The sequence below is a fragment of the Brevinematia bacterium genome (genome assembly GCA_039630355.1).
Taxonomy (GTDB): Bacteria; Spirochaetota; Brevinematia; order DTOW01; family DTOW01; genus SKYB106.
Window position 1 is genome coordinate 1 of record JBCNVF010000048.1, and the last position, 26,995, is coordinate 26,995.

Consider the following 26,995-nt stretch of genomic DNA (forward strand, 5'->3'; position numbering starts at 1 on the left):
GATTAGATAAGGAAATGGCATCAGTGGAGAATTCTGTAAATTTGTTCTTGAATAATCCTCTGTTTGAAACTTGGATAATACCAAGTTTGATTGCCTCAGACGGTGTTTTGAAGGAGGCTTTCAGGAATTATTTTCCAGAAGACTTTTACTTGGGCTTTCTAATTTATTCATCAAAAATGATAGATGTTTTCTCCTTGGGGGTTCCTAGAAGTGAGAGTATAAAGTATGTTCTGAATTCTCAAAATAAGATTAAGTTCTATAATGGATATCTACTTAAGGTTAGAAAACTTACAAAGGATATGGATTTTATAGATGGGTTTTTTGTTCTAGTGATTGATAAAGATAAATTTTTTAATTATCTTCTAGGAGATGACAAAAATAGCTTTGAGCTTATATACGCTGTTCAAGGGAATGAGGTAGTGTATTCCTCAAGAGAAGTTCCAAAGGATTACCTTAAGCTTAATATCTCTGCTGACTCAATTTCAATTTGGGGAAATACATTTAGGCAAAGTGTTATACCTTATGAGGATATTAATGTGGGGTTTGTTATTCCTAAGCCTAGTTGGGTCAGATGGCTCTATATTTTTGTTAAGATTTTGCTGCTTGCTGGGTTTTTTGTGGGATTTTTTTACATCAATTCTGCTATAAAAAGGAAGTTAAGGTATGCGGAAGACATGAAACAGAAGATAATAAAGGATCTGAAAAAAAGTTTTTCAGGAACTTCCTTGCCTGCTTCCGATGTAAGTATTTCCAATATGCTAGTTAAAGCGACTGAAAAGAATTTAAAATTCTTTGAAGCCTTTGTTGAACAGGATGTAAAGTCACTTAAAGAAACTAAAAAGCTCTCAATATTTAGGTAAGTTATGCCTTTGTTTGAATACTATATACCTTCTGATATAATAATAGGTAGTGATATAGAGAATAGGATAGGAGAGATTTGTAGTAAACTTGGGCAGAAAGTTGTAGTAGTTTTGGAGAATTCAAAGTATATCTATGATAACAAGGTGGGTGATAAGATTGAGAATAGTATAGGCATGTTTACTAGTGATGTGATAATTTACGATGAGATAGAGAGGAGTGCAAATAATAGTGTTAAGATAGAGAATCTCAAGGAAATAGTTGAATCCGCAAGGCCTGATGTTATAGTGGGGGTTGGAGGCTATCATGTTCTTAGTGTTGCTAAGATGGTAGCATCTATATACGATAAAATCCTTTCAGCTGATGATGTTTTCAAAAAGAGATATTCTCAATTTAGAAGGAAAAGGGTTTCATATGTTGAGGTTCCTATAACTTTTGGAGTGGTGCCAGGTTTGTCAAAGTCTTGTTTCGTGTATGATAAGGATGCAGGGTATAAGACTGTTTACAGTGATATATATTCTTATGCAGATGCTGTGATATTTGATACTTCTCTTATATCTGTTTTACCGCCCTACTACATTGGTATATTAGCTGTTGATGCTATGGCTGCAGCTTTTGATGCATTCATATCCAGAAATTCTAATCCAATATCGGATGCTTTTTCGTTTAAATCTATAGAGACTTTTTTTGTTAATATAAAAAAGTTTATAAACGAACCGAGTAATATCAACATCCTTCATAATTTATGCTATGCTGGTGTAATGGCAAGTATAGCGGTTTCTCTAAGTTCTTCGGGACTTTCTACATCAATATCACAAGCTGCAAATTCATTGCTAGATATCCCTTCAGAAAGAATATCTTCAGTTATTTTCCCTCACATAATTGACTATAATCTAACTTCGGTTCCCGGAAAGCTTATTCAGACTGCAATGGCTCTTGGTGAGAAAATTCAGGATATTACCGTCATAGAAGCTGCAATAAAATCCGCAGAGTCCATAAGAAAGCTGTTGATGGATCTTAATATACCTCTAAGGTTGTCTGAAATAGAGTATTTTGACGAGAAAAAGATAGATAAAATTTCTGATATTGCTTCAAAATATGAGTTTATGGCTTTTTTACCAAGAAGTGCTAGTAGAAATGATATAACATCCTTGTTACAAGCAGCGCTGTGACCTTACTTTGGGTATTCTATCCTTTGATGCAGTATGTAAGTTAAGGTTCCGTTAAGCTGTTTTCTGATCTCGTTTATATCCCTAAGGGTTAACTCACTTTTTGAAAGTTCGTCTGTTATTATTTGGTTATAGATAATGTTGTTTATTTCACTCTGAAGTGTTTCTAGATTTACTCTTTGGTTTGAGGTTAAAGACCTTATTCTTGCTTCAATTTTGTCACATATGAATACAATACCAGATTCCTTTGAGGTGGGGATTGGAGTTTTATATCTGAAGAATTCTATGTCTGCATTTGGGTTTTCTTTGATTGCTTTGTTGTAGAAGTATGATATTACGCTACTACCGTGGTGTTCCTGAATTATCTTCTCAATTTCAATGGGAAGTCTGAACTTTTTTGCTATCTCTTGTCCTTTCGAAGGATGTCTCTTGATTATCTCTGTGTAAGTAAACGGATCTACATCCTCTCTTGTTTTCCCCCCTATATTTTCTGTAAAGTAGTTCGGATTTTCCAGTTTGCCGATGTCGTGATATAATGCCCCTACTTTGGCCAAAAGTGAGTTTGCGCCTATTGCTTCTGCAGCAGACTCTGCAAGAATACTAACATTAAGAGAATGATAATAGTTTCCTGGAGCTTTCTCAAGAAGTTCTCTGAGTAGAAGGTTATCTAGCGATGATAACTCATACAATTTAAATGGTGTTGCTACTCTGAAGAAGTATTCATAAATGGGTAGGATTAGAAAAGCTAGAAGGATGTTTGAAAACACATTTATGAAAGAAATCACGAATATATCCACCGCTTTAGCTGGTTTTAGAAACTCTAGGTAGCTCGTCAGTAGGTAGGTTGGAAACATTAGACCAAGCATTATCATAGCTACAGCTACGAAGTCGGACCTTCTCTTTATTTTTTGCGTCATAAATGAGCCAATTACTATCAAAACTAGCCAATAGATTATGGTAGTGTAGCTTTGACTTATCATTAGAAATGTAACTAGGAGATAGTGTATTCCTACAATTAAGGTTGAGATCTTTCCGGAAATTAGCGTATTTATCAGTGCAAAGGCAACACAAAGGGAGATGAGTAGAACACTTTCTCCTAGTAATTCTTTTAGGAAAAGCTGTGGATAAAGCGATAGCATAAGAAGGCTTGCATTTATCGCTAGAATCTCAATGTGCTTTACACTTCTGAAAGTAGAGAGGAGTAGTGTAGAGAAGATTGCTAAGATTAGAATGAAAACTTCTAGAAGAAAAACCTTCACAGTGTTTTTCTTTTTCACTTCGCCAATATATCTTTTTGCAAATTCTATATCTTCCTTCTTTATCACTTCCCCCTTTTTTATTATTTCTTCGCCTTTTCTGATTTCTATTTCGGAGGGAATTTTTTTCAGTTTTAGGTATTCTCTAAACTTTGCTTCTTGGAATGCTAAGCTAAAGGTTACATTTGGGGTCATAGTATTGAATAGAACATATGCTATGGCTTCCTTGATGTATGGAGTGGTAAATTCTCCAAGTATTGTTTCTACTACTTTTCTGATTTCTTCTGCTGATGTGATTGGAAAGAATACGATTGCTTTTGGAGAAAATACATTTGTTCCCGATACTACTATAACATTTGACTTTGTGGACATTTCGGGAGGTAGCTTATTCTTATCAATTACGACTGTCTCGGAGATGATTCTAGTAAACATACTGACAACCAACTCTCTTGGAAGTTTGGAAATGACTTCAATTTGTTGAGGAGGATTTTGAGTTTTGGATAGAACTTGTATAAATTCTGTTATTCTATCTACTTCTTTTTCAGCCGATTTCTCCCTCTTTAGGACAAGAGGAAATAACTTTTTCTCATATTCTATACCATATATGTTTGGCACGTAGGTATCTATTTCCGAGACGATTGATTTTCTCGCTATCTCTCCTTCCTGAAGACTTTGGATTACCTTATCAGCATTACTAGCTTCCTTGAAGAAGGAGATGATGGGTAGTGGTATTAGAACTCCTACTAATGCGAGGAGTAATAATCTATATTTTACGAATTCTTTCTTTACCTTTGTTATCAGTTTAATCTTGTTCATAAATAGACTTTTTCTAGGATGGAGGAGAATATTTTGTTAATATCCCCCGCTCCTAGAATTACTATTGCGGAGTCCTTTTTAATGATAGATGAGAGTATACCTATAGCTTCATCCTTCGTTTTTGCAAAGAAGATGTCGTTTTCTCTTCCCATTTTGGTAAGCTCGTCTACTATTAGCTTTGCTGAAACTCCTTCCATTTTTGATTCTCTGGCTCCGTATACTTCAGTTACAATTATTTTGTCCGCTATATTTAGGGCTAGAGCAAAGTCCCTGTATAGGTAGCTAGTTCTTGACCACAGGTGTGGTTGGAAGATAGCTATTACCTCGCTTTTACCTAGGTTTTTAGCTGAAGTTAGGGTAGCTTTTATCTCTGCTGGATGGTGTCCATAATCATCAATTATCGTGATATTTTCACTTTCGTATTTTACTTCAAATCTTCTTTCAGCGTTTTTGAAGTTTCTCAGACTGTAAGCTATAGTATCAAAATCAATTCCTAGGTACATTCCCACACCAAATGCAGCAAGAGAGTTGTAGACATTGTGAATGCCAGGAACATTTATTGAGAGTGTAGTTGCAAAATTACCTTTAAAGTAGACATCAAATTCCGTAGTCCTACTTTTGAGTTTTATTTTGTCTGCGACTATATCATTTCCTTCTCTTATCCCGTAGGTAATACACCCGACTCTGCGGGATTTTGAAAGTGCCTCAATAGTGTTCGGATCGTCTCCATTTAATATAACCACGCCATCTTCCTTGACGTTGTTTATAAACGTGCCGAATGCACTTACCACATTTTCCATAGTTTTATAATATTCAGCAACGTGGTCATTGTCAACACTAGTCACAACTCCAATATTAGGGTGAAAGTGTAGAAAACTTCCAAAAGCTTCACAGGCTTCATATACAAAGTATTTGCTATTACCTATCCTCGCGTTTCCACCTATGTAGGGAAGGTTACCACCGTTAGATATTGTAGGATCAAAACCTGCGTCTAGGAGAACTTTTGATACCATTGAAGTTGTAGTTGTCTTACCATGTGTGCCAGAAATTCCTATTGAGAAATAATCTTTCTCTATCTCTGCTAGTAGTTCCGCTCTTGATATGACTTTTATCCCTTTTTTCTTAGCTTCATTAATCTCTGGGTTGTCCTCTTTAACTGCATTGGTATACACTACCAAATCTATATCATCAGTAATGTTTTCGGCGCTATGGCCAATTATTGTTTTTATACCAATCTTTGCAAGTTCTTGAGTTTTTTCGCTCTCTTGTCTATCAGAGCCTATGACTTGGATTCCCTTTGCTCTTAATATCAAGGCTAAACCACTCATCCCAATTCCGCCTATTCCTACGAAGAAGACTTTGTTAAGGTTTTCCCACATATATTCCTCCAGTTTGTCCCTGTATAGAATTATCGTTACAAAAATTACAAGGTATATTTTAACTTAAGTTTGCACAAAGAAGCAATTACCAAATTTACAGATGATAGGAAAACGATGATTATCGGTTTTTCAGACGTTTTGAAAAATTATCTTTCCTTGGGTTGTTGTTATTTTAAGGCAAAGGTGAAAAATACTAGCCATATTATTCCGAGGAGTATGGTAATTGAAGAAACTATTACAGTGGATACTTTTGTAACTGTTGTCAATTTTGTGAGCAAGATTGATAACAGTAGACTTATTATTCCGAGTGATGATCCTATAACTACAAGGGTGAGGTTATTGAGAAGCACTAAGATGAACCCAAGTGTTGATACTAGGATTATAGCCACATCTTCCATATTTGTCTGATATCTAAACTAGAGAAGGGACTTTTCTTCCGACAATCTGGGCTATTGCTCTGATCTTTTCCATGAGTTTACCAAACTGTTCTGGAGTTATTGACTGATCTCCATCGGACCAAGCGTTTTCGGGGTCATTATGGACCTCTATCATTACACCATCTGCGCCAGCTGCTATAGCTGCCAGTGCCATGTCTGGAACATATCTTGCTTTACCGGTTGCGTGGCTTGGGTCTATTATTATCGGAAGATGCGTTCTTTCCTTCATAGCTGGAATGATGTTTATATCTAATGTATTCCTTGTTGCCGTTTCAAAGGTTCTTATACCTCTTTCGCAGAGAATCACATTATAATTCCCACCAGACATGATATATTCTGCAGACATAACCCACTCATCAGCTTTCATTGCAAGACCTCTCTTCAGAAGTACAGGTTTCCTCACTTTTCCAAGTTCTTTTAACAATGCAAAGTTTTGGGCATTTCTTGTGCCTACTTGGAGAACATCAGCATACTCCGCTACTAACTCCACATCTCTTGTATCAAGAACTTCTGTGACTATCGGTAGTCCTGTTGTTTCTTTTGCTAACTTGAGTAATTCAAGACCTTCTTTACCTAGCCCTTGGAAAGAGTAAGGAGATGTTCTTGGTTTAAAAGCACCACCTCTTAAAAGATTGGCACCATATTTTTTTACTTCCTTTGCTATGTAAGTTATCTGAGCAGAGGTTTCAACACTACAAGGGCCTGCTATTACTGCAATTTCGTCACTACCTATCTTGACTGTCCCTACATCAACTATCGTGTTATGTGGGTGAAAGTCTCTACTTGCCAGTTTGTAGGGCTTGGTTATCCTTATTACTTGCTCTACATTGTTAAGACTTTCAATTGGAACATTCATTAGCTTATCGTCTTCTCCTACTACCCCTATGACTATCTTCTCTACACCTCTTGATATATGAGCCTCAAGTCCATGTTGTCTTACCTTCTCTACAATACGGTTAATGTCATCTTCACTAGCATCTTTTTTCAAAACTATTATCATGTCATACCTCCGGTTAACTAATTATCAAAAAGAGTTTTTACCCATTGCAATTTCTCAACTAAGTTGATCAATAAATTCTAATTCACATTTTTATAAACGCTGTCTCATCAAAAGTGTTTGGGTGCTTGTAGTGAAAGGTATCGTTAATCTTGTTTCTGTCCCTACAGATTGGATATATCAGAGATACAATAACTCAATAAGCTCTGGAGTGTCGATAAAAATCTAAAAAGTTTTGACTATTTTGTGTGATTCTTAGATTTAGTAATCCATTGTCAAATTAGGAGAACAGACTTCTCTAGGTTTGGTTAAGAATAGGTTAGATTTTTTCAGACACTCTTTATGGCGTCAATTGGCCTCATATTAGATGCATGCCTTGAAGGTATAACAGAAACTATCGCTGAAACCACAACACCCAGGACAATTGCGCCTAAAATACTGCTTCCTGTTATCATCCATTTTATGACATTGTCCATCGGAAAATTCATATTTGAAAGAGATGAACTAAAGTCAATGCCCCATATTGACAAAGGAATGTTTATCAGTATCCCCAAAGTTACTCCACCCAGAGTGCCAATTGTGCCTAAGATCGTCCCCTCAAGTGTAAATAAAAGGAGTATCTCCACTTTCTTAAACCCCATTGCCTTAAGAATCCCTATCTCTCTTCTCCTCTCAAGTATAACCATCATCATTACACTCATTATAATGAAAGCTCCCAAAAGAGTAATAATAAAGTATATAACACTGTATATTCCCAAAACTTGATCTAGCATTCCTGCCATACTTCCTGAACTTTTCCAGTCAACAGCTTTAAGATAACTAAACTCGGGAGCTTTGGAAAATAGGATGTTGATCTTTTCTGCTACTTCTTTAGCTTGATTGTAGTTTTTAAGCATTATTATCAACTCCTGAGACTTATCCTCCGCTCCCAAAATTTCCTTGGCATCTTCAATGGAAATCATAAAAACATTATCATCAATAGCGTTAAGCCCCGTAGCAAATATTCCTACAACCCTAAACCTAGGAATTCGTATCCCTAAATCACTTCCTTGAAGCATAAGTGAAAAACTATCCCCTATCTTAATCCCTAGCACCTCAGCCATCTTCTTACCAATTATTATTTCCCTATACTTAACCCCACTTTCTTCTATCACCCTCCCACTCAAATATCTACCCTCAACTATGCTCTTGTGTAGCATTAAAAGTTCCTTCTCTTTCTCAATGTCCCCAGCAAAACACATTCCAACTTTGTTATTACCATTGAACTCTATCAGCACAGGAAACCTAAACCTCTCCGTAATCACTGCTACCTTATTCCCAATATCAGGAGAGCTTATCACTTTCCTTATAACACTCTGTGGATCATTTATGGTATAGTAAACCGGCATATACTCAATGTTCTCAAAATATTCCTTCGTTGCAACTCTGATATGACCAGTATCATTTTTGGTTGAATTTCTTATTATGTTGTCCATCATCCCATCTACAAGTCCCTGAAGAACCACAACAGCCATAAGAGCAATCCCAACAGACACACAAGCTAGAATGGATCTTCTACTGTTTCTTCTAATATTCCTAAGAGCCATCCTGAATATCATACACCGCCTCCACAACCGAAGGTATAACCCTAGGTTTATATTATAAACTAGTTTATTCACAAAACGAAAACTTTTAACTGTATTTACAATTTGTTGTATTTGTCAGGTTCTGAATTGCTATAGTGAAATAATCTAAATGGAAGTTGGAATTTGTTACTAGCTTGGATTATATTTTGATTTTTGGGCGGAACAATAATTATAATCTGAGAAGATCTGCATAGGAATGGGAACTTGAAGGTTCAGTCTCATTTCAATCTTAGGTTCCTCTTCAAGTAATCACATTCTTATGTAACTTTTCCAGAAAGGAGGTATGATATATGAGGTTTGATAAGCTTATTATCTTGGTTCTGACAATTTTGGCTGTAGTGCATGTGGCTTACTCCCAAAAGCGAAGTGAACGGGGGGTAGTGTATGTATCAACAAGCGGTAATGATGCTAATGATGGTATATCAAAAGCAACTCCAGTCAGAAGTATTCAGACTGGGATAAGTAGAGCAGTAGAGCATAAGATTAGGGTGATATTGATTACAACGGGTTTATACACACCTGGTAGTGGGTTGAATGTGGGAGACAGTGGTGTTGTGATAACTAACAGTGACATATCAATTGTAGGAGGATGGAATAGTAGTTTTGACAAGATTGTAGGATACAGTGAGTTAGATGGTGATAATAAGGTTAAGCATGTGATATTTGCTACAAATGTAACAAACGTTGTGATGAGTAACCTGGTTGTAAGGAAAGGTTATGCTGGTAAGTTTCCCCATAATAGAGGTGGAGGGATATACTTGAGTAATGTTTCTTATAGTTTAGTGAGCAATGTTGTGGTATCAAACAATAGTGCTGAAGGAGACGGAGGAGGAATATGCTTGATCTCATCGTCTAACAACACAATATCTGCAACTGTTTATACTAATGTTTCCTCCTTCAATGGAGGAGGAATGTTTTTAAATTCGTCACATAATAACAAGATAAGCGGAAATATCTATAACAATAGGACCTCAGGTGGTGGAGGAGGGCTAATTCTAGAGCTATCGGATAATAACACAATAACTGGTAATATTTACAATAACAGTGCCAATGGTGGTGGAGGAGGAATATACTTAGATTCATCATACAATAACACGTTAAGTGGAAGTGTGTATAGCAATAGCGCTGATTATGACGGAGGAGGTATATTTCTACTTTCATCGGATAACAACAAGATAAGTGGAATTATTTATGGAAATGATACCGATATGAATGGGGGAGGAGCATATTTGGAGCTATCATCCGGTAATGTAATAAGCAGTAGTATTTGTAATAACAGTAGTGCTAGTAATGGTGGAGGTTTAATTTTATATTTGTCGTCCAATAATACTATAAGTGGGAATGTTTATAATAATAGTGCTAACTTTGGAGGGGGAGGATGTTTAGTTTTATCAGCTAACAACAGAGTAAGTGGAGATGTCTATAATAACAGCAGTGTTGATTTTGGAGGAGGACTGATTTTGTATTTGTCATCTGATAACACTTTAAGCGGAAATGTTTATAATAACAGAAGCACTAGTTACGTTGGAGGGGGGATATTTCTACTTCTGTCCTCTAACAATACAGTAAGTGGAAATGTATATGGGAATAGTGCTAATGCCTTCGGAGGAGGAATATTTCTGGGATTGTCGTATAAAAATACGATAAGTGGAAATGTTTATAATAATAGTGCTAGTTTTGGGGGAGGAATAGTTATAGATACTTCACCGAGCACTTTTGTTCTTAATTCCTACATAACCAATAACTGGGCAACATTAACGAATTCTGTTATACACATTAACGGAGATTCAAGTGGGCTTGTTATATCCAATTGCTTCATAGGTGGTAATAACAAAATAGATTCAATAGGCATATATGAAGACAACCAAGACGTAATGGGACACAAATTGGTGAATAATACATTCATAACAAATAGGTTAAAGTTCTTGTATAGAGAATTTACTGATAGTAGGTTTATAACTAATGATTCTGGTTGGATGAGAATAAACAATCCTTCAGCTATAGATTCAACAGCTGATTCTGTAAATAACAAAGCTACGAATATGTAATTTAGGGTTCGTTAAGACTAAGAAAAGTCAAGTATCCGAGAAAACACTGTAACCTCAAAAGTCAAGACTGTCTATTTCTACCAAATACTAGTAGGAATATTACCCTTAACTTAAAATTTATTTCAACTTTTCGTAATAAACTAGTTTATAATATAAATTGTAATTCTCGGGAGGGATCTATGCGAAGTGGTGTCAGCTTATTGCTTGTTGACTTGGTGGCACTTGCTAGGTTTGTGGTGGTTGTTACTTTAGTGGTTACTGCGTTCTGTATTAGTAATGTCTTTGGGATAAGTGGTGAGGAAATTCTTAGAAAAATTGATAGTAACCTCAACTTTAGGAGTGCTGTAATGACTGCTAAGATGGAGATATACCTACCTGGGCAACCTCCGAGGGTAAAAATTTTTAAGTCCTGGGTAGTTGGTGAACAGAAGGCTTATGTTGAATTTCTAAACAAAGAGGACAAGAACATAAGGTATCTTAAGATTGGTAAGCAACTGTGGGTTTATGATAAGTCTGAGAACAATACTTTTCTGATATCTGGACACCTACTTAAGCAGGGTATGATGGGGAGTGATATCTCTTATGAGGACGTTTTGGAGTCTGAAGATATTTACGCAAAGTACAGTATAACTCTTGAAAAGGAGGATAGTATAAATGGTAGAGACTGTTACGTTGTCTCTCTTAAGGCCAAAGCAGAGAATGTCTCTTACTATTTTAGGAAAATGTGGGTTGATAAGGAATACTTTATACCCCTAAGAGAGGAAATGTTTGCATTGAGTGGAAGGTTGCTTAAGGTTGCAGAAGTTGAGAAAGTCAAATCCTTCGGAGGTAAATACTACCCTACTAGAAGTGTAGTTTCTGACAAACTCAAAGAGAATACTAAGACTGTGATTGAGATACAGGAGGCAAACTTTGATGTTAGCATCTTAGATAGTATATTTACAAAGAGGCATCTGGAAAGGTAATGTAAAAGTTGAGGTGGGTTTAAGGTCTTTAGAGGTATGGTATGAGAAATGGTATTGTGGTAGTTTTTTTTGTGATTCTAGCCAGTTCTGGTTTTGCCTGGGATGATGGTGGTGTTATTGCATCTGGACACTTCAGGACAGACGTTGGTATTCTTTTTGCAATTTCAAACTCTCATCTTGAAAACTATTACTACTTCGGCAAGAACACACTACGGGTTGATGTGGTAAATAGCGATACAGCTTACGGAAAGATAGACGGGAGTGTTGATCTTCATATAGTCTCAGGAAGATACTACGATATATTCTTCTTACAAACAAATGGGATACTACTAGGGGATAATGTTTTACTGCTTATCAACCTAAGAAAACTATACCTTGCAGTTAGTCTTGACTGGGTAGACATAAGCATCGGAAGACAGTTGCTTAGGTTTGGTCAAGGACTTGTATTTTCTCCTATAAATTTCTTTGATAAACTTGATATATCAGATATCAACTTTTCAAGAATTGGTTCAGATTCAATAAGATTAAAAGCGTATTTAAGTGATACAAGCGATGCTAACCTAATTGTAGTTCCGAGAACGCAGGTGACGAATTCCGATTTTTCGGCCAGACTTTCGTTTATGTTAGCAGGAATCAACATGGAAGGGGCAATTGGATATTTTGGGCAGAATGAAGAAGTAAGAGCTGGGTTATCTTTCAAGGCTGATGTAGAAGTTGGTATATACGGAGAATTTGCTTACAATTACCATAACCAAGAAACAAATAGATACTTTGAGTTTGTCATAGGAGGAGATTACTCAATATTCAAGAAGTTGGTGGTAAGAGGTGAATACTACTTTAACTCTCTTGATGTAGCTAAACTGCCATTGCAATCTGCTATAAGCTTAAGGAACTACCCATTCGTTTCAAAACAATACGCCATGCTACAGCTATCTTATCTACCGGACATAACAACTACTGCTACTTTATCCATTATCAAAAATTTAGAAAAAGACGGGTTTATACTTTATGCGGGAATTACGAAAAGTATGTTCCAGAACGTGAACTTTTACTTTGATACAAAGTTCTTTTACAGAGACATCAGTGGAATATTCCAAACAAACTACAACTTTCTACACTCTTCTCTAGGATTTGAGATAAAGTACTAGCTTTACAAAACTATATCAGTGTGAGTAGAATAGTGCCCAACTATTACAAGAGCTGTTAAGTGAATCTCAGTCCTAACTTTCTTTAAAGACCAATGGTAGAGCAACGAGGTCCAAAAGTCTGACAATTAGGTATGGTTTTCTTTTCTGTTTTAAGCTTAAGTCAATAAAGTCCAAAATTCATAACTGAGAATAGTTTTTCTTTCTCTTGCATTCCTATCGGGAATTAGATTGGTTCTTTTCTTAGTAAGTATCTAAGAAGCTTGGTGCGAAATTAAGTTTTTTAACTGACGACACTGCCTGGAACTTAAGTAAGCAGAGTTTAGAATCCTGCTTATCAACTAGTAGAGATTGGAACTTATTGAAGGTTAAGTGGAAAGGGTTTCAATAGCTCTTTTACTATTCTTGGTTAGAGGTTTTTGCCTTTGCGACAGCTTTATAATATTGAAACATAAGTATGTTACTTTTATGATTAAATCTAGATTTTTGTGTGTAGAGAGGGGAATGTGTGAGGGGACCTAATATAGATTTATCAAAATATGAGCTAGATCCAGAGGAAGAGGACAAGAGATGGAGGGAGTATAAGAAGACAAGGGATATAAAGATTAGGAATTTTTTCATAGAGAAGTATTCTCCTCTTGTTAGGTATGTAGTTGCGAATATGAATATTACTGTAAACGATCAATCAGACTATGATGATCTTGTAGGCTGGGGGATTGATGGGCTTATAGATGCTATTGAGAGATTTGATCCTGATAGGGGGGTTAAGTTCAAGACATATGCTATAATAAGAATCAGAGGAGCGATATATGATAAGCTTAGGGAGATGGATTGGATACCAAGGTCGGTGAGACAGATTGAAAGGGAATACCAGAAGGCTCTTTCGGAGCTACAATATGAGCTAGGTGAGAAGCCATCTGAAGAAATGATAGCGGAAAAGTTAGGAATTTCTCTTGAGGAGTTTTATGAGACTTCTCTCAGGCTTCAAAACTCAAGAAACTATATTAATTCTCTGGACGATGTGTTATTTCCTGATACTTCTTCCGATAGTGCTATAACTCTTGAAGATGTTATAGAGGCGCCAGATGAGGTTACAAATCCTGAGAGTATAGTTATTAGAAATGAGATAATAGAGAAGATAAAAGAAGCTATTAAGGAGCTTCCTGAAAAGGAGCTTCAGGTTATAATGCTTTATTATCATGAGGAGCTAACTTTAAAGGAGATAGGAGCGGTTTTAAATGTAACCGAATCAAGGGTTTCGCAGTTGCATGCTAGAGCCTTAGAGTTGCTAAAAGAGAAGTTAAAACCTTTTCTCAAAGGAAGAATTAAGGAAAAAGAGTAGGTGCTATGACTGAAGAAGAGTTCATAAAGAGGAGCAAAGAGAATCTTAGGAGGATACTTAAGGCTGAAAATTTGCTGAATGAAAGGTTAGAGAAAGCTTTTGATAGAGTTCCTAGGGAAGAGTTTTTCCTTCCTCAGAACCGTAGTAATGCTTATCAAAACAATGCTTTTGAGATAGGGTTTGGACAGACGATCTCACAACCTAGTATGGTATTTATAATGCTGAAAAAACTTGAGGTTAACAAGTCTCATAAGGTGCTTGAGATTGGAACTGGGAGTGGTTATTTGACTGCTTTGTTATGTGAGCTTTCTTACTTTGTATACTCTATGGAGATAATTCCTGAATTAGCGAGTATGGCAGAATCAAGATTAAGAAAACTTGGGTATAAAAATTTCAGTATAATAATTGGAGATGGTAGTGAAGGATTACCAACATATATGCCATACGATAGGATAATAGTGAGTGCTGCTTGTCCAGGGATACCTTCACCGTTGATTGAGCAACTTGCTGACGGAGGAATATTAATCCTTCCAGTGGGAGGATTGGAATTTCAAAGATTGGTTGCTGTTAAGAAACAGGGTAAAGGAACCGAGATTAAAGAAGATATAACTTGCAGATTTGTACCACTTATGGGTAAGAGAGGCTTTAAAAATGAGATTACCAAGAATTATTAGTCTTGTTTTTATGTTTTTAGTTTTTGTGATTAGTTTTGCTTCTATGGAGGTAGTACTTGTTCCAAAAACGACATTAGAAAGTGTTGGTGAAGTGACTTTAGTGATTAGTAAGGTAAAGCTTACTAATGCTTTTGTTAGGCTTTCATATAATACTAACATTGTTTTTCCTTTTTATCCGGCGCATATGGGTATGGTCTCTATAATTCCAATTCCACCTGAAATTAGGATGAAAAAGGTTTTGTTGGAAGTTTTGGAAGACGGTAAAACTCTCTTCTCGGCTCCTATTTATCTTGACTACGTAGGTAAGAGAAAAGAGAAGATCAAGAAATTAAAACTTACTCCTGAGTCCAGAGTTATACTTACCAACTCTAAAAGAATAGTTGAGGATATTAGATACATTCAGAATAAGTTGAAGGGTATAGATCTCTATAGCTATCAATGCAAGGATATACCAAGCTTTTCTCTTCCTTCTACTAATAGAGTTACTTCTCCTTTCGGCTTAAGAAGAAAATACTCTGATGGTAGAGTTAGGTATCACAAAGGAGTAGATTTCAGTTCTGTTCCTGATGAGAATGTTTTCTCTGTTGGAGATGGAATTGTGGTGATATCTAGTAATTTTCTCGCTCCTGGTGAGACTATCTACATTTACCATGGCTATGGAATAATATCCTCTTATTTCCACTTGGCTGAGAGGTTTGTTAAGGAGGGTGAGTTTGTCAGTAAGGGACAGATAATAGGTAGAATAGGGAAAACAGGTATATCAACAGGTTCTCATCTGCATTTGGGGATGTATGTTTTAGGAATCGGAGGGTATGTGCCGATTGATCCTATAAGTTTTATTCAGTCTAGTGCAAACGGTAAATTCTTTGTTGAAGAGATACTATCTAAGAGAGGCAATTCGGTTGAATATGACTAGGAACACTATTTGCAAATGCAGCTGGTTTTCAATTTGGATAAATTCTATGTGGATTATTAGGTAACTTGGTTAGATTTCTTAAAAGGGGAACGTTTCCTTTTTAAACAAACATTAGTATTAGAAGCTTAGAAGTTTGGAGACTAGTGGGGTGTTAGGAAGCTTTTGCCTGGAAGAACTTTACTGTGTATAGTATCCAAGCTATCCATATCAAAAGTCCACCAACAAGTAGAATACTCAACCATCCACCTATCTTGAACAGGGTTCCAGCGACTTTGAATTCCATCTCCGGGAAGTGTTTATTCAGCAGTTCCGAAACTGTATTCATTTTTAGTCCATAGATTATTACAGATACCCAAATACTGATAAAGCATAATATTATGATTATTAATCCCACTATTCCTACTCCGGACATTAAGGAAATTATGGTTTGAAGATCAATATTTTCGGTTATCTGGGTGGAACCTACTGCTAATCCAAAACTAATTGCTGCGGCTACTATCGTTACTCCAATTATCATTACAGCGATAAATGAAACTATGAGAGGTAAGAGAATAGCCCATAACCCTTGTGAGAACATTTTCGGTTCGTTTACAGAATTTGAGATCTTACTTAGTCCTATCAAAAAAAGCACTGCCCCTGCAAGGGACAGGATTCCTGATAGAATCGGTATAAGGAAAAGAATTGGTGAAATGACAATAAACAAGCTACCGAGAGCAGATAAGGTTTTTGCATCTTGTGACATAGAATACCTCCTTTTCTACTGAGTAATTGTGAACAACAGAATTACTTTTGTCAAGAGGTTACTGAAGTGGTTAAATAGATTCCAACTAAAGCTATGTCTAACTCAAATTTTAGGCTTTGTTGTTCTTATGATGTTTAGCTAGAAATTCGGTAGGAAAATCTATTATCATTAGTTAGGTTTATGAGGATTTTTGAAGGTAATCTCTCGGGTAAGGGGCTAAGTTTTGCAATAGTGGCAAGCAAGTTCAATAAACTTATAACTGATAAGCTCTTAGATGGGGCGATAAATTTCCTTAAGCAGGTTGAGACTGAGGAAGGGAATATTGACATATTTTGGGTTCCTGGTTCGTTTGAGATACCTATTGCGGTTGAGGAAATTCTATCTTACAGAAAATACGATGCTGTTATCTGCCTTGGGACATTAATAAGAGGTGAAACTCCTCATTTTGAATACATAGCAACACACGTGACAAAGTCATTGTTAGATTTATCCATAAAGCATCATACGCCAGTTGCTTTTGGTATAATTACAGCAAATACCGTTGAGGAGGCAATTGATAGGGCGGGATTGAAGATGGGTAATAAAGGAATAGAGGCTACTATTGCTGCAGTTGAAATGGCAAACTTGAGGAAATTAATAGGTAGAATTACTGTCTAACAACAATTCTGACAGGCATACCTATCATCTTTTCTAGTAAAACTTTGTCTACATCGTCAATATCAATACTTCTTGTTTCTTTGCAATCCACCACTATGTCAATACCATCTCTGGTTGAATCAACGTTGATCAATTCTGCAGAAAAGTTGCTGGCTCTTGAGATTGCAAATGCTATGCGAACGAATCCTGAAAGCTTGTTTACTAGCATTTTGTCGTGATCTTTTAAGTTAGTATACCACTTATGGGAGTATTTAGGTATTGATCTTGTGTGGTATCTGGTCACTAATGCTATCATTAATTTTTCTTTGGTCTTGATCTCGTGGATTTCGGAGGCTACAAAAGTTTCCATAGATGCTTTATGGTATAACTCTGGAGATATGCTTTTTCCAACATCGTGTATCAGACAGGCTCCTTTTATTATAAATTCCTCGGAAGGATCAGATACTATCAGATTGAATTTATCAAAACTTCTATAAATGCCAATAGCTAGATTTGCAATTTTTCTAGACTTCTCCAGATCACCTTTGTGCTCAGAGACAAACGCTTCAATATAGCTCATCACTCTCTCGTATCTACTAATCTCAGGCTGGTGCAAACTGTAGTGTATGTTTTCTATATACCTCTGAATATTATTTATTCTGTAGTCTATTCTTATATGCCTCTCTTTGAAATTTTCAACTGTGTCTTTCCATATATTCTTTCTAGCATTAAGAAAGGCGTCAACAAAGTCTTTTTTTCTTGAGACCCTAAGACTGGTCTTTGACAAAATGTTGACAAGTGTCATTACATCTCTGAAGTAGCTTAGGCTCTTCTGAAAATCGTTTATGGCTTTTAGACTCTCCTCAAGATCCTTGAGAAATTTTTTATCTGGATAGTCTGAGAAAAACATTCTAAGAAGCCAGAAGGAGTATTTCATATTCTTCACTCGGGCTCTAACTCTGTTAAATAGCTCATAACTGGGTTCTAACATAAAAGAGAGTTTAGCAAATTGGTATTCATTGGTTATAATCTTATATATCTTATGCACGTCTTTAAAGTGTAGGATGTATTTAGGATTAGAAATTTCCTCAATGAATTCGTTTATTGTATTTGCGTATTTGTCAGTAACCTTTGATACTTTTTTGTATGCTTCTTTCATATACCTGTGTCTTCTGTTTGAAAAATCTTTGACAAGAGATCTCGGAGACTTTTCGTTGTTTAGTAGTCCTATCATCACATCCATGTCTCTTATCTTACCAAAACATTTTGATATCTGCTTAGTATAGATGTAAAATCTCTTAAGTATCTTTACGTTGTGAAGTTTGTGAATACTCCTTACCGTAGAAGAGAGTTTAAGCGACTTTGTTCTTATAAGATGTATTGTCTGTTGCGAGACATTTCCTATTTCACTGTAAGTATCAACAAATCTTTTTAGATTGTATATGAGTAGTTCAATGTCTTTAAGAAGCATTCTTTTGGGGTCAAGAACTTTTTCTTGAATCACAAGTTGATTTTCCTTTGTTTGCTCCATAACAATTCTTAATTTTAAACAATTGTTACCATTCCTTTCAATGGTTTGAGATTTGAATTTGAAATTTTGCGCAAAGTTTGGTATATTAAGTATGCTTAGGAGGTGGATTATGGATAGACTAGTATTTGACGATAGTTTGAAGACGGGAATAGAGGTAGTAGATGAACAACATAAGAAGCTTATAGAAGTAGTAAACAATTTTCTGGATAAGTTGTTGAATTCTGATACTAAAGCTATTTCTTCAGAGGTAGAGAAATTATTTGACTTTATGGCTGAGTATTCAGTGTTTCATTTCCAGACTGAGGAGAAAATAATGGAAGAGAATTCTTGTCCAACGCTAGATCTGCATAGATCACAGCATCAGTTCTTCATCATGGAGGCGAATAAACTAAAGTTTGATTTGAGAACCAAGGGACTAACTCCAGAGCTTTTGAGCAAAGTTCAGTATTTGTTGCTAGATTGGGTTAAGGATCACATTATGGATATGGACAAGAAGATATGCGATAAGAAGGACAAAGTTTCATAGATTTGTTTAAAACTTATCATAGTTTAAGTTTTTGTCTAGGAGATGTTAAGTTGGCAGTATGGTGATTACGAAGTAGAAGTGTGAGAATTTTTATTTTTCTTCTAGCTTGTTCAGGATCCTTTGGATTATGATTTCCATTCTTTGGGTGTGAGTTGAGAACCAGAATATTTTGTTACATACTGGGCATTTATAAAATTCACTAAAGTTTTTGCATATCTCCTGAGATAATAGCTTTTCCGCTTCCTTTTTAGGTATTCTGATTAACTTTGTGTTACACTCTAAACATCTGATGAATGGAGAAATCTGATTCTTAAGCTTGAAAGTCTTTAATACTTCTACTGTTTGTTCTATCTTGTCCTCGGAAGTCACAAGGAATATCCTATTACCGTAGGTGTGGTATTCATCTTTAAGATGCCTGTCTTTGGTAAGAAGAATTGCTTTCTTGTCCTCTTCTATGATCTTGATTAGTTCTTTATCTTCAATCTTTGCAAAGTATTCTGTGTGAAAACCTAACATTCTTAGGTATTTTGCTAGTCCTCCGAGCATTGAGTCAGCAACAAATCTTACTATCATACTTTAAGAGAAATAAGTATTCCTTGTAGTTCCTTGATTATGCCTTTTAGCCTAAGTTTAGAAACTTCCGAGGTAATTGTCTCTTCAAGCATTCTTTTTAGTTTTTCATCACTTATTACAACCACTTTCAAGACCCTATCCTTGTTTTTACTTGACGTTTTCTCAATTACCTTCACAATCTCTTGAGTTCTGAGGATTAGCTTTTTGAGCAGTTCTCTATATTTTTCTATGTGTTCTTCTCTAAAGCTTGTTTCTATGGTTTTATCAAGCTCGGAAAGTTCCTTTATCGTTTCATCTATTTCCTCGTTTATTATGCGTTTAGAACTACTTTCTAATATTCTCGGGAATAGTGATTGTCTTTCGGAGATGGGGGTAGATCTTTGAGGGGGTAGGTTGCTATTCCTACCCAGTCTGGATACCCTCATTTCTTATAGCAAGGAGGTTATTCCTCTTCTTCTCCTTCAAAATCTTCTTCTTCAAATTCATCTTCGGTTTCTTCAAATTCTTCTTCTTCGTAATCTTCAAAGAGATCCTCATCCTCAAACTCGTCATTCTCAATATCTTCAAATTCATCATCAAAGTCTTCCTCTTCAAATTCTTCTTCAAATTCTTCTTCATCGCCAGAGAAATATAGCAGATTGTCCTTTAATATTTCTTCCATACTCTTCCTCCTTAGAAAAGATTGTGAAGAATGAAGAATGATTTTTCAACAATTTATCAAGTTAAGACTAGATGTCCGAGGAGACGTTTACTAAGAGGATTTCTATTAACTTAGATGGCTCACGAGAAAAGTAGCAAATAAAAAGAAATGTCTGATTGTAAGTTCTATGCTTTGCTGAAGGTATTTGTTGTAGAAAGGTTGGTGTCTAAGAGGCACACCAAGAAGTTATGAGGTTACCTTGTGGTAAAACTTGTGTCTGGATGGTAAATCTTGGGTGCTTTTAGCTGTTGCTTCTTCTCTCGGCAGATAGGGCATGTATTTCTAGCTGTTCGTATCTTGCAAGTTTTGAGATAGTAGGTATGTCTTCTTCAAGACTTTTATTGTCCCACTGGGCGATGTTGTAAAGTTTGACAAAGTTATAAACTCCCAAAGGTGAAGAGAATCTGGCAGTTGCGCCAGTAGGTAAAACATGATTTACACCTGCTATGTAGTCAGTTAGGACAACAGGAGTGTTGTTACCTATTATTACTGTTCCTGCATTTTTAACATAGTTGTCTATGTTCTCAATACTTATTCCTTCTACAATTACTTCTAAGTGTTCTGGAGCGATGGCATTTACAATTTCAAAACCTTCTTCAATGCTTTCAACAAGTATGAAGAAAAAATTATCCACTGACTTTGACAGTATGTCTTTTCTTTTTGCTTTGTCCAGCGTTGAAAGAACTTCTTCTTTTACTCTTTCTATAAGCTCCTGATTCGTTGAGATGAAGTATCCGCTTGAGTCTGGATCGTGTTCAAGCTGTGATAACAGATCAAGCGAGATAAAGTGAGGGTTTCCGGTATTTGCAATAACTGCTATTTCACTAGGTCCTGGTAGCATGTCTATACCTATAATACCGTTTAGGATCTTCTTAGCAGTGACATAGTATTTATTTCCAGGGCCTACTATCATGTCAGCTTTTGGTATAGTTTCGGTTCCAAATGCAAAGCTTGCTACTGCTACCGCTCCGCCAACCTTAAATACATCATTTATCCCCATAATCTCACAGAGATAGAGTATAACTGATGGTATTTTGCCTTTCTTTGACGGAGTTGAAACGAATATTTCTTTCACCCCCGCTACCTTTGCTGGAATGAGGTTCATTATCAAAGTGGATGGATATATTGCTCTTCCTCCTGGAACATAAACACATACTCTCTCAATAGGTTTTATGACTTGCCCTACGATTCCCTTAGTTTTAGCTACCCATTTGCCATATAAGTGAAAATGCCTAAGTTGTTCCTGGTGAAAACTTTTCACTCTTTCTATCATCTCAAGAAATCCTTTCACTACTCCAGTAAGCTCTACGCTAGTTTCTACCTCTTCTCTTGCTCTGAGAAATTCATCCTCACTTACCTTAATTTGGTCTCCTTCAAATTCGTCAAATTCTCTAAGATACTCAATGACAGCTTTATCTCCGTTCTTTCTAACATCTTCTATAATTCTCTCAACTACCTTCACCACCTCTTTCTCAAGCAATACCTCGCTTCCTTTCCTAGGAATACTATCCAGAATCTCACCTCTGAGGTTAGTAATTCTCATACTGTCTTATTTTAACTGATCGTTGATCTTCCTTACATATAAATCTGCGAAAATGTCAATAAATTCCAATTTCCATTAGGTGAGTAGATAAAGTAACTTTTTGTTTACCCACTCTCTCCGTTTCTAGATAGCATTCATCAATCACAAATTTCACTTCACACCAAGCCTTTTGTTTATTAAGAAAAGTATTCACCCAGTCCCGGCAGGGACTGCGAGAGAGATAAAAGAGAGACTGCATCCTAGTTACAAATTTTGGAATCTTTTGGCAAGAATGTTTGGAGAAAAGAGGATGTTTTAAAATTATCAGATGAAATGTTGCTAGTGGCTATTCTTAGCTATACAACTTACACAAGCTAAGTTGAAATTGCTGAGTGTAAGTAAATAAATAATGTAAATGTAGCTTCGTATCTACAGTCAAGTGAGATGCTTCGGAGGTGAGATATGGCTTTTCTTGTCTCTATTCCTCAGATGTATCAGATGCTTAAAGAGGCAGTTAAGGAGGATTATTATAAGGGAAGAGGTAGAAAGAAAAAGTATGGTGATGCTTTGATAATTTTAGTAGGGGTTCTTATCACTCTGCATGGTAAGTCATACAGAGAGGCTAAGAATATCGTTAAGAGATACCTTGGCATGGATATACATATCTCAAATATTCACTATCGGCTTAAAGACATGGGGGATTTGAAGGAAATGGTGGAGAGAGTATTGGGAGAATATGAAATTCTTTGGGAATAATATATGGACTATGGTAGTTAGACAGTGATAGCTTCAATTTTCCGATTACAAGCTTTTAGGAGGATTGATGGTTTGAGACTATAACAGATTTGTGAGTTAGTTTATTTTGTAGTGAAATTTACCTTTGGAGGAAGATTTTTTAGAGCTAGTAGTGGAAGTCGGAGAGAAAGATTTATTACAATTATTCTTCTATGATCGTAAGAGAATTTTTAAGGGAGAGGATACTAGAAGTTGTGAGAGAGGTTTATGGTGAAAATTATGGTGAGGATGATATTATAGTGGAGTATCCTGAGGATAAGAAATTTGGTGATTACTCAACAACGGTTGCTTTTAGGGTGATGAAGACTCTTAAGGCAAGGGGTGAGAATATATCTTCTGTGGAGATAGCAGAGAGGTTGAGGAGTTTGATTTTAGAGAGAGTTGGGGAGATTTTTTCTGAAATATCGGTTGCGAGTGGGGGTTTTCTGAATTTTAGGTTGTCTGAGGGGTTTTTGAAGAGTTTGGTGAAGGCTGTGGCTGAAGATGAGGGTTATGGTGGTTCAGATTTTGGGAGAGGTAGGGGCAAGATTCTTTTAGAGTATGTCAGTGCAAATCCAACAGGTCCTCTTCACATTGGGCACGCAAGGTGGGGAGCTATTGGTGACTCTCTCTACAGAGCGTTCAAGCTTTCAGGGTATGACATAGAGACGGAATTTTACATAAACGATGCTGGAAACCAAGTGAAACTTTTGCTTGACTCGGTCAATGCAGTAAAGAATGGGGAAGAAATACCAGAAAATGGTTATCAGGGAGACTATATCAATGAACTTGCTAGATTAGAAAGAAACCCTATAGAAGTGATTCTGGAATGGCACAGAGAAGATCTTGAAAGGTTTGGAGTACATTTTGACACATGGTTTTCAGAGAGATCTCTTCATGAAAGTGGTGAAGTGGAGAAGACGGTAAGCTTGCTTAGGGAAAAAGGGCTTGTTTACGAGAAAGATGGAGCCTTGTGGTTTAAAAGCACACAGTTTGGGGATGATAAAGATAGGGTTATAAGAAAGTCTGATGGTGAGTATACCTACTTTGGGGTTGATATTGCATATCACTTGAATAAAATAAGGAGAGGATTTAGCAGGTTGATAAACATATGGGGAGCAGATCATCATGGCTATGTAAAAAGGTTAGTCTCTGCGGTAAATGCTATCAATAGCCATGTAAGGGTTGAAGTCATTCTAGGACAGTTGGTATCTCTGTTTAGAAGTGGGGAACCTGTGAGAATGTCAAAACGCACTGGAGACATAATTACTCTTAGGGAAGTGTTAGACGAAGTAGGGGTGGATGCTGTTAGATACTTTATGGTCTCAAAGAAGGCTGATACTCACATAAATTTTGATCTAGATCTTGCCAAAAAGCAGAGCGAAGAGAATCCTGTTTACTACCTTCAGTATGCTCACGCTAGGATAGCAGGAATACTAAGGAATTCTGAGGGACTTGAGGAGATAGATTCGGAGCCTATTGATAGTGATATCTCTAGAGAAATAGCTGTTATGCTCTTGAGGTTTCCTGACGAAATAATTGATATAACTCTTTCCCTTGATCCCCAGAGGATGACAACCTATCTTCTAGAGTTAGCGTCATTATTTCACAAGTTCTACTCGGATTACAGGGTAATTGACAGCGGTAAAGTGGTGAAAGGGAGAAAATTTTTGGTAAAAGCGGTGAAAAATGTTCTGAAAAAGGGATTGTGGATTATTGGTGTTTCTGCACCAGAGAGAATGTAGTTTGACTAGAACCTGGTTTCACCGCTTACATAAAGAGATATTTTTTTCACATTCTGGGGTGCGATGTTGAGTAAGTTCAGTAAGATGCCATCATCGGCACAGAAGTTAATTTCAAACTCTCTAAATCCAGGTATTCTTATAAAGAAAGTTACTCCTGAAGTCAGATGATACTGGTGTAGGGAATCTGAGATAGCTTCAACTTGGGTTCTATGAAACCCAAACATTATCCTGTAGCCTGAGATTTCGTCATAATATACTAATCCCAATCTAGGTAGAATGTAGTCGCTTATATCATCTCTAGGGGTGAAGATTTCTCTGTTATTTGCACGGGCAGAGATGTTGTTCACAAGTATTATATCAGTGGCGGTAGAGAGAATTGTGTTCTTGGTAACTAAGAATGAGATACCGCAAGATATGATGGGGGGAAAGGTTTGAGATATTTCTCCATAGTATGGATTAATGTAATTTACTGAAAACGGAGATTTAGCGACTACCGAAGCATTGAGGATATCATTTAGCTTGAGGGTAGTTCCTGCTACTGCAAGAAAAGAAAGTAGAACTGAATTCTCATTCATCCCTAAAACTGGTCCTAGTGATGCTCCAACAAGAAGGAAGGGTAGAACCTTCTTGGATATTCCAAAAAGCAAAACCCTGTAGGTGATCTCTGGGACATCAAGATCGTATATGTAAGAGGAGAGAAGAAAAGAGACTCTTGTAAATTCATCTAGCTTTGCGCTTATTCCAACATTGCCAAAGTTGAAGATAAATCTTCTGTTGTATAGTTCAAGAAGGCTTCCTACATTAACTGACGAACTAGCTTCGTAGTATAGCGTGAGAGAGCTTTTTTCTAAGGATAAGTTTGCTGGGTTTATTAAGGTTGCCATGGGGTCTTTAAATACACTTGTCCCACCACCTATTGCTACGTTTTTTGCTCCATTGTTTAGTATTTCAAATTGCACTCCATAAGAGAAAAACGCTATAAGGATGTTTAAGGTTGAGAATACTATCTTTTTCATGGATATGTGAATTCTCTACTTCCTAGTCTTTGCGGGTTGGTGTTTCTGGGAGAGGGGTTGTTGTGGAGGTTCTTCTTCAATTTGTGTGAAGATAATTCTCCCAGATGAAGTTTGTAATACACTTGTAACCTTAACTTCAACTTCTTTACCTATATAATCTTTACCTTTTTCCAACACGATCATAGTTCCGTCAGGTAGGTAGCCAACACCTTGGGTTTTTTCCTTACCTTCTTTTATTATCTGCACTGTTAACTTCTCTCCTGGTAGGAATATCTGCCTCAGCGCTACTGCAAGATCATTTATGTTAAGAACCTTTATACCTTCTATCTTCGCTATTTTGTTCAGATTATAATCGTTGGTAACTATCACACCGTTTATGTCTTTTGCCAACTTCAAGATCTTCTCGTCCGTTTTATGGATGTTCTCGTAATCTCGTGTTATTATCTTTAGATTTATGTGGGAGATGTCCTTAAGTTCATTTAAGACATCAAGTCCTCTTCTTGCTCTGTTCCTTTTTATATTTTCCTGAGAATCCGCAAGCATTTGGATCTCATAGAGCACAAATTTAGGAACTAGTATTGTTCCGTCAAGAAAACCAGTCTTTGCTATTTCTGCAATTCTGCCATCAATTATTGCAGAGGTATCCAATATTTTGTATCTGTATGGAGATTCTTCTCTTTCTTGTGGAGATATTTCTCTCTCTATTGACGGAGCATAAAAGGGTTTTAGTCCTTTTACAAATACCGGTGTGAAGAATCCAATGTAAGCAAAAGAAAGTTGCAGGAATGGTCTTATCTGGGATGAGTAGCCTATGGGTGAGAATAGATCTTTCGCTACTGTATCAAGTAAGGTTCCCAGATAGAAACCAGCTATTCCTCCCAGGAAAGAGTATATTATGTCAAACTTGATATTTGTGACGAGCCTCTCAATGAGGAAAGTTAGAAGACCAAATGTTATGCCAACCACCGAAAAAACAAGTATGTCATTAACAAATACTCCGTAGACTATTCCTAGTGTTAAAAGTAGAAATATTGGTATAAATAACCTAACTAGTTGCTTTAGTTTCATACAAACCCCCTGACTTTAACCTATTAATTACATTTTGAACGATCAGAATGAAATTTTAGTAGTTTTGTGATTATTGAAACAATAAATTCCAATTGATTTTGTTTGATCTCCTGAGGAAGTTTGTCTTTGTGCTATCGTTTAGATTCTACTGAGTTTCTTTTTATAATTCTCTTATGGAAGTTATAGGCATTGTTGGTCCTACGAGTAGTGGTAAAAGCTACATCGCTCATAACCTTGCAAGAGAGCTTAGGAAGTTGGGTATTGAGTCCGAGATAATTTCGTGTGATTCGGTGCAGGTTTACAAGTATTTTGACGTAGGAACTGATAAAGTTCCTTCTGAGTTTAGAAGAGAGTTTAACTACCACTGTTTGGATATACTTGAGCCAAATGAGGGAAGATTTAGTGCTGGTAAGTTTCGCAAGATGTTTGATGAAATTGTTCTGAGGCTGGTTAGGGAGGGTAAGGTAGGAATTTTGGTGGGAGGTACAGGGCTTTACTACAAAGCTGTGAAAGTAGGGATTTTTGAAGGACCTGA

26 protein-coding genes are annotated in these 26,995 nt (G+C 36.4%); 14 read left to right on the forward strand and 12 right to left on the reverse strand.

Annotated features, from left to right (window positions below; genetic code table 11):
• Positions 1-860, forward strand: an 860-nt coding sequence (locus tag ABDH28_03655; GenBank protein ID MEN2998114.1) for a hypothetical protein, incomplete at its 5' end; no start/stop codon positions are given.
• A 3-nt stretch (positions 861-863) separates the two neighbouring features.
• A complete protein-coding gene (locus ABDH28_03660; GenBank protein ID MEN2998115.1) occupies positions 864-2,030 on the forward strand; it encodes an iron-containing alcohol dehydrogenase in 1,167 nt (388 codons plus the stop codon).
• A 2-nt stretch (positions 2,031-2,032) separates the two neighbouring features.
• Here the strand turns inward: ABDH28_03660 and ABDH28_03665 are convergent, their stop codons facing one another.
• Both ABDH28_03665 and murC read right to left on the reverse strand, forming a co-directional pair.
• The gene (locus ABDH28_03665) at positions 2,033-4,099 is read right to left on the reverse strand and encodes an HDIG domain-containing metalloprotein (protein ID MEN2998116.1); all 2,067 of its coding nucleotides are present in this window, start codon (positions 4,097-4,099) and stop codon (positions 2,033-2,035) included.
• On the reverse strand, positions 4,096-5,478 hold the full coding sequence (murC, locus tag ABDH28_03670) for a UDP-N-acetylmuramate--L-alanine ligase (GenBank protein ID MEN2998117.1): 1,383 nt from the start codon (positions 5,476-5,478) through the stop codon (positions 4,096-4,098). The genes ABDH28_03665 and murC overlap by 4 nt, the downstream gene beginning before the upstream one ends.
• Before the next feature lie 216 nt (positions 5,479-5,694).
• Here murC and ABDH28_03675 point away from each other — a divergent pair, with 216 nt between their 5' ends.
• Positions 5,695-5,886: a hypothetical protein gene (locus tag ABDH28_03675; protein MEN2998118.1), complete on the forward strand. Its 192-nt coding sequence runs from the start codon at positions 5,695-5,697 to the stop codon at positions 5,884-5,886.
• Between the two features lie 3 nt (positions 5,887-5,889).
• Here ABDH28_03675 and aroF read toward each other — a convergent pair whose 3' ends face one another.
• Both aroF and ABDH28_03685 read right to left on the reverse strand, forming a co-directional pair.
• Positions 5,890-6,915: a 3-deoxy-7-phosphoheptulonate synthase gene (gene aroF / locus ABDH28_03680; GenBank protein ID MEN2998119.1), complete on the reverse strand. Its 1,026-nt coding sequence runs from the start codon at positions 6,913-6,915 to the stop codon at positions 5,890-5,892.
• Between the two features lie 326 nt (positions 6,916-7,241).
• Complete coding sequence (locus ABDH28_03685) at positions 7,242-8,510, reverse strand: FtsX-like permease family protein (GenBank protein ID MEN2998120.1); 1,269 nt, start codon at positions 8,508-8,510, stop codon at positions 7,242-7,244.
• A 317-nt stretch (positions 8,511-8,827) separates the two neighbouring features.
• Between ABDH28_03685 and ABDH28_03690 the strand changes: the two genes are divergently transcribed.
• The 6 genes from ABDH28_03690 to ABDH28_03715 all read left to right on the forward strand — a co-directional run bounded on the left by ABDH28_03690 (position 8,828) and on the right by ABDH28_03715 (position 15,627).
• Positions 8,828-10,585, forward strand: a complete 1,758-nt coding sequence (locus ABDH28_03690) for a NosD domain-containing protein (GenBank protein MEN2998121.1) — start codon at positions 8,828-8,830, stop codon at positions 10,583-10,585.
• Between the two features lie 179 nt (positions 10,586-10,764).
• Positions 10,765-11,550 (forward strand): outer membrane lipoprotein-sorting protein, encoded by a 786-nt coding sequence (locus ABDH28_03695; protein MEN2998122.1) that lies wholly within the window; start codon positions 10,765-10,767, stop codon positions 11,548-11,550.
• A gap of 41 nt (positions 11,551-11,591) precedes the next feature.
• Positions 11,592-12,698: a hypothetical protein gene (locus ABDH28_03700; protein ID MEN2998123.1), complete on the forward strand. Its 1,107-nt coding sequence runs from the start codon at positions 11,592-11,594 to the stop codon at positions 12,696-12,698.
• Between the two features lie 505 nt (positions 12,699-13,203).
• Complete coding sequence (locus ABDH28_03705) at positions 13,204-14,037, forward strand: FliA/WhiG family RNA polymerase sigma factor (protein MEN2998124.1); 834 nt, start codon at positions 13,204-13,206, stop codon at positions 14,035-14,037.
• Between the two features lie 5 nt (positions 14,038-14,042).
• Positions 14,043-14,711 carry a protein-L-isoaspartate(D-aspartate) O-methyltransferase gene (locus ABDH28_03710; GenBank protein MEN2998125.1) on the forward strand — a complete coding sequence of 223 codons (669 nt, stop codon included), beginning with the start codon at positions 14,043-14,045 and terminating at the stop codon, positions 14,709-14,711.
• Positions 14,689-15,627, forward strand: coding sequence for a M23 family metallopeptidase (locus ABDH28_03715; GenBank protein MEN2998126.1), 939 nt, complete (start codon positions 14,689-14,691; stop codon positions 15,625-15,627). Before ABDH28_03710 ends, ABDH28_03715 begins: the two co-directional genes overlap by 23 nt.
• Positions 15,628-15,778: 151 nt before the next feature.
• Here ABDH28_03715 and ABDH28_03720 read toward each other — a convergent pair whose 3' ends face one another.
• Positions 15,779-16,369, reverse strand: a complete 591-nt coding sequence (locus ABDH28_03720) for a DUF996 domain-containing protein (protein MEN2998127.1) — start codon at positions 16,367-16,369, stop codon at positions 15,779-15,781.
• A 180-nt stretch (positions 16,370-16,549) separates the two neighbouring features.
• Here ABDH28_03720 and ribH point away from each other — a divergent pair, with 180 nt between their 5' ends.
• On the forward strand, positions 16,550-17,026 hold the full coding sequence (gene ribH, locus ABDH28_03725) for a 6,7-dimethyl-8-ribityllumazine synthase (protein MEN2998128.1): 477 nt from the start codon (positions 16,550-16,552) through the stop codon (positions 17,024-17,026).
• Here ribH and ABDH28_03730 read toward each other — a convergent pair.
• A complete protein-coding gene (locus ABDH28_03730; protein MEN2998129.1) occupies positions 17,016-18,536 on the reverse strand; it encodes a hypothetical protein in 1,521 nt (506 codons plus the stop codon). The genes ribH and ABDH28_03730 overlap by 11 nt on opposite strands.
• 109 nt (positions 18,537-18,645) lie before the next feature.
• Here ABDH28_03730 and ABDH28_03735 point away from each other — a divergent pair, with 109 nt between their 5' ends.
• Positions 18,646-19,062, forward strand: coding sequence for a hemerythrin family protein (locus tag ABDH28_03735; protein ID MEN2998130.1), 417 nt, complete (start codon positions 18,646-18,648; stop codon positions 19,060-19,062).
• A gap of 90 nt (positions 19,063-19,152) precedes the next feature.
• On the opposite strand, the gene ABDH28_03740 is transcribed toward ABDH28_03735, so the two are convergent.
• The 4 genes from ABDH28_03740 to hisD form a co-directional block, all read right to left on the reverse strand.
• Positions 19,153-19,635 (reverse strand): Mut7-C RNAse domain-containing protein, encoded by a 483-nt coding sequence (locus ABDH28_03740; protein ID MEN2998131.1) that lies wholly within the window; start codon positions 19,633-19,635, stop codon positions 19,153-19,155.
• Entirely contained in the window at positions 19,632-20,060 is a 429-nt protein-coding gene (locus ABDH28_03745; protein ID MEN2998132.1) for a DUF327 family protein, read from the reverse strand. The genes ABDH28_03740 and ABDH28_03745 overlap by 4 nt, the downstream gene beginning before the upstream one ends.
• A 17-nt stretch (positions 20,061-20,077) precedes the next feature.
• A complete protein-coding gene (locus ABDH28_03750) occupies positions 20,078-20,296 on the reverse strand; it encodes a hypothetical protein (protein ID MEN2998133.1) in 219 nt (72 codons plus the stop codon).
• A 280-nt stretch (positions 20,297-20,576) separates the two neighbouring features.
• Positions 20,577-21,878 carry a histidinol dehydrogenase gene (gene hisD / locus ABDH28_03755; GenBank protein ID MEN2998134.1) on the reverse strand — a complete coding sequence of 434 codons (1,302 nt, stop codon included), beginning with the start codon at positions 21,876-21,878 and terminating at the stop codon, positions 20,577-20,579.
• A gap of 441 nt (positions 21,879-22,319) precedes the next feature.
• Here hisD and ABDH28_03760 point away from each other — a divergent pair, with 441 nt between their 5' ends.
• Positions 22,320-22,613, forward strand: coding sequence for a hypothetical protein (locus tag ABDH28_03760; protein MEN2998135.1), 294 nt, complete (start codon positions 22,320-22,322; stop codon positions 22,611-22,613).
• Between the two features lie 191 nt (positions 22,614-22,804).
• Complete coding sequence (argS, locus tag ABDH28_03765; protein MEN2998136.1) at positions 22,805-24,376, forward strand: arginine--tRNA ligase; 1,572 nt, start codon at positions 22,805-22,807, stop codon at positions 24,374-24,376.
• Positions 24,377-24,381: 5 nt separating this feature from the next.
• Here the strand turns inward: argS and ABDH28_03770 are convergent, their stop codons facing one another.
• Complete coding sequence (locus tag ABDH28_03770; protein MEN2998137.1) at positions 24,382-25,392, reverse strand: hypothetical protein; 1,011 nt, start codon at positions 25,390-25,392, stop codon at positions 24,382-24,384.
• Positions 25,393-25,407: 15 nt separating this feature from the next.
• The gene (locus ABDH28_03775) at positions 25,408-26,460 is read right to left on the reverse strand and encodes a TRAM domain-containing protein (protein MEN2998138.1); all 1,053 of its coding nucleotides are present in this window, start codon (positions 26,458-26,460) and stop codon (positions 25,408-25,410) included.
• Positions 26,461-26,633: 173 nt separating this feature from the next.
• Here ABDH28_03775 and ABDH28_03780 point away from each other — a divergent pair.
• On the forward strand, positions 26,634-26,995 hold a 362-nt coding region (locus tag ABDH28_03780; GenBank protein MEN2998139.1), incomplete at its 3' end, for an isopentenyl transferase family protein.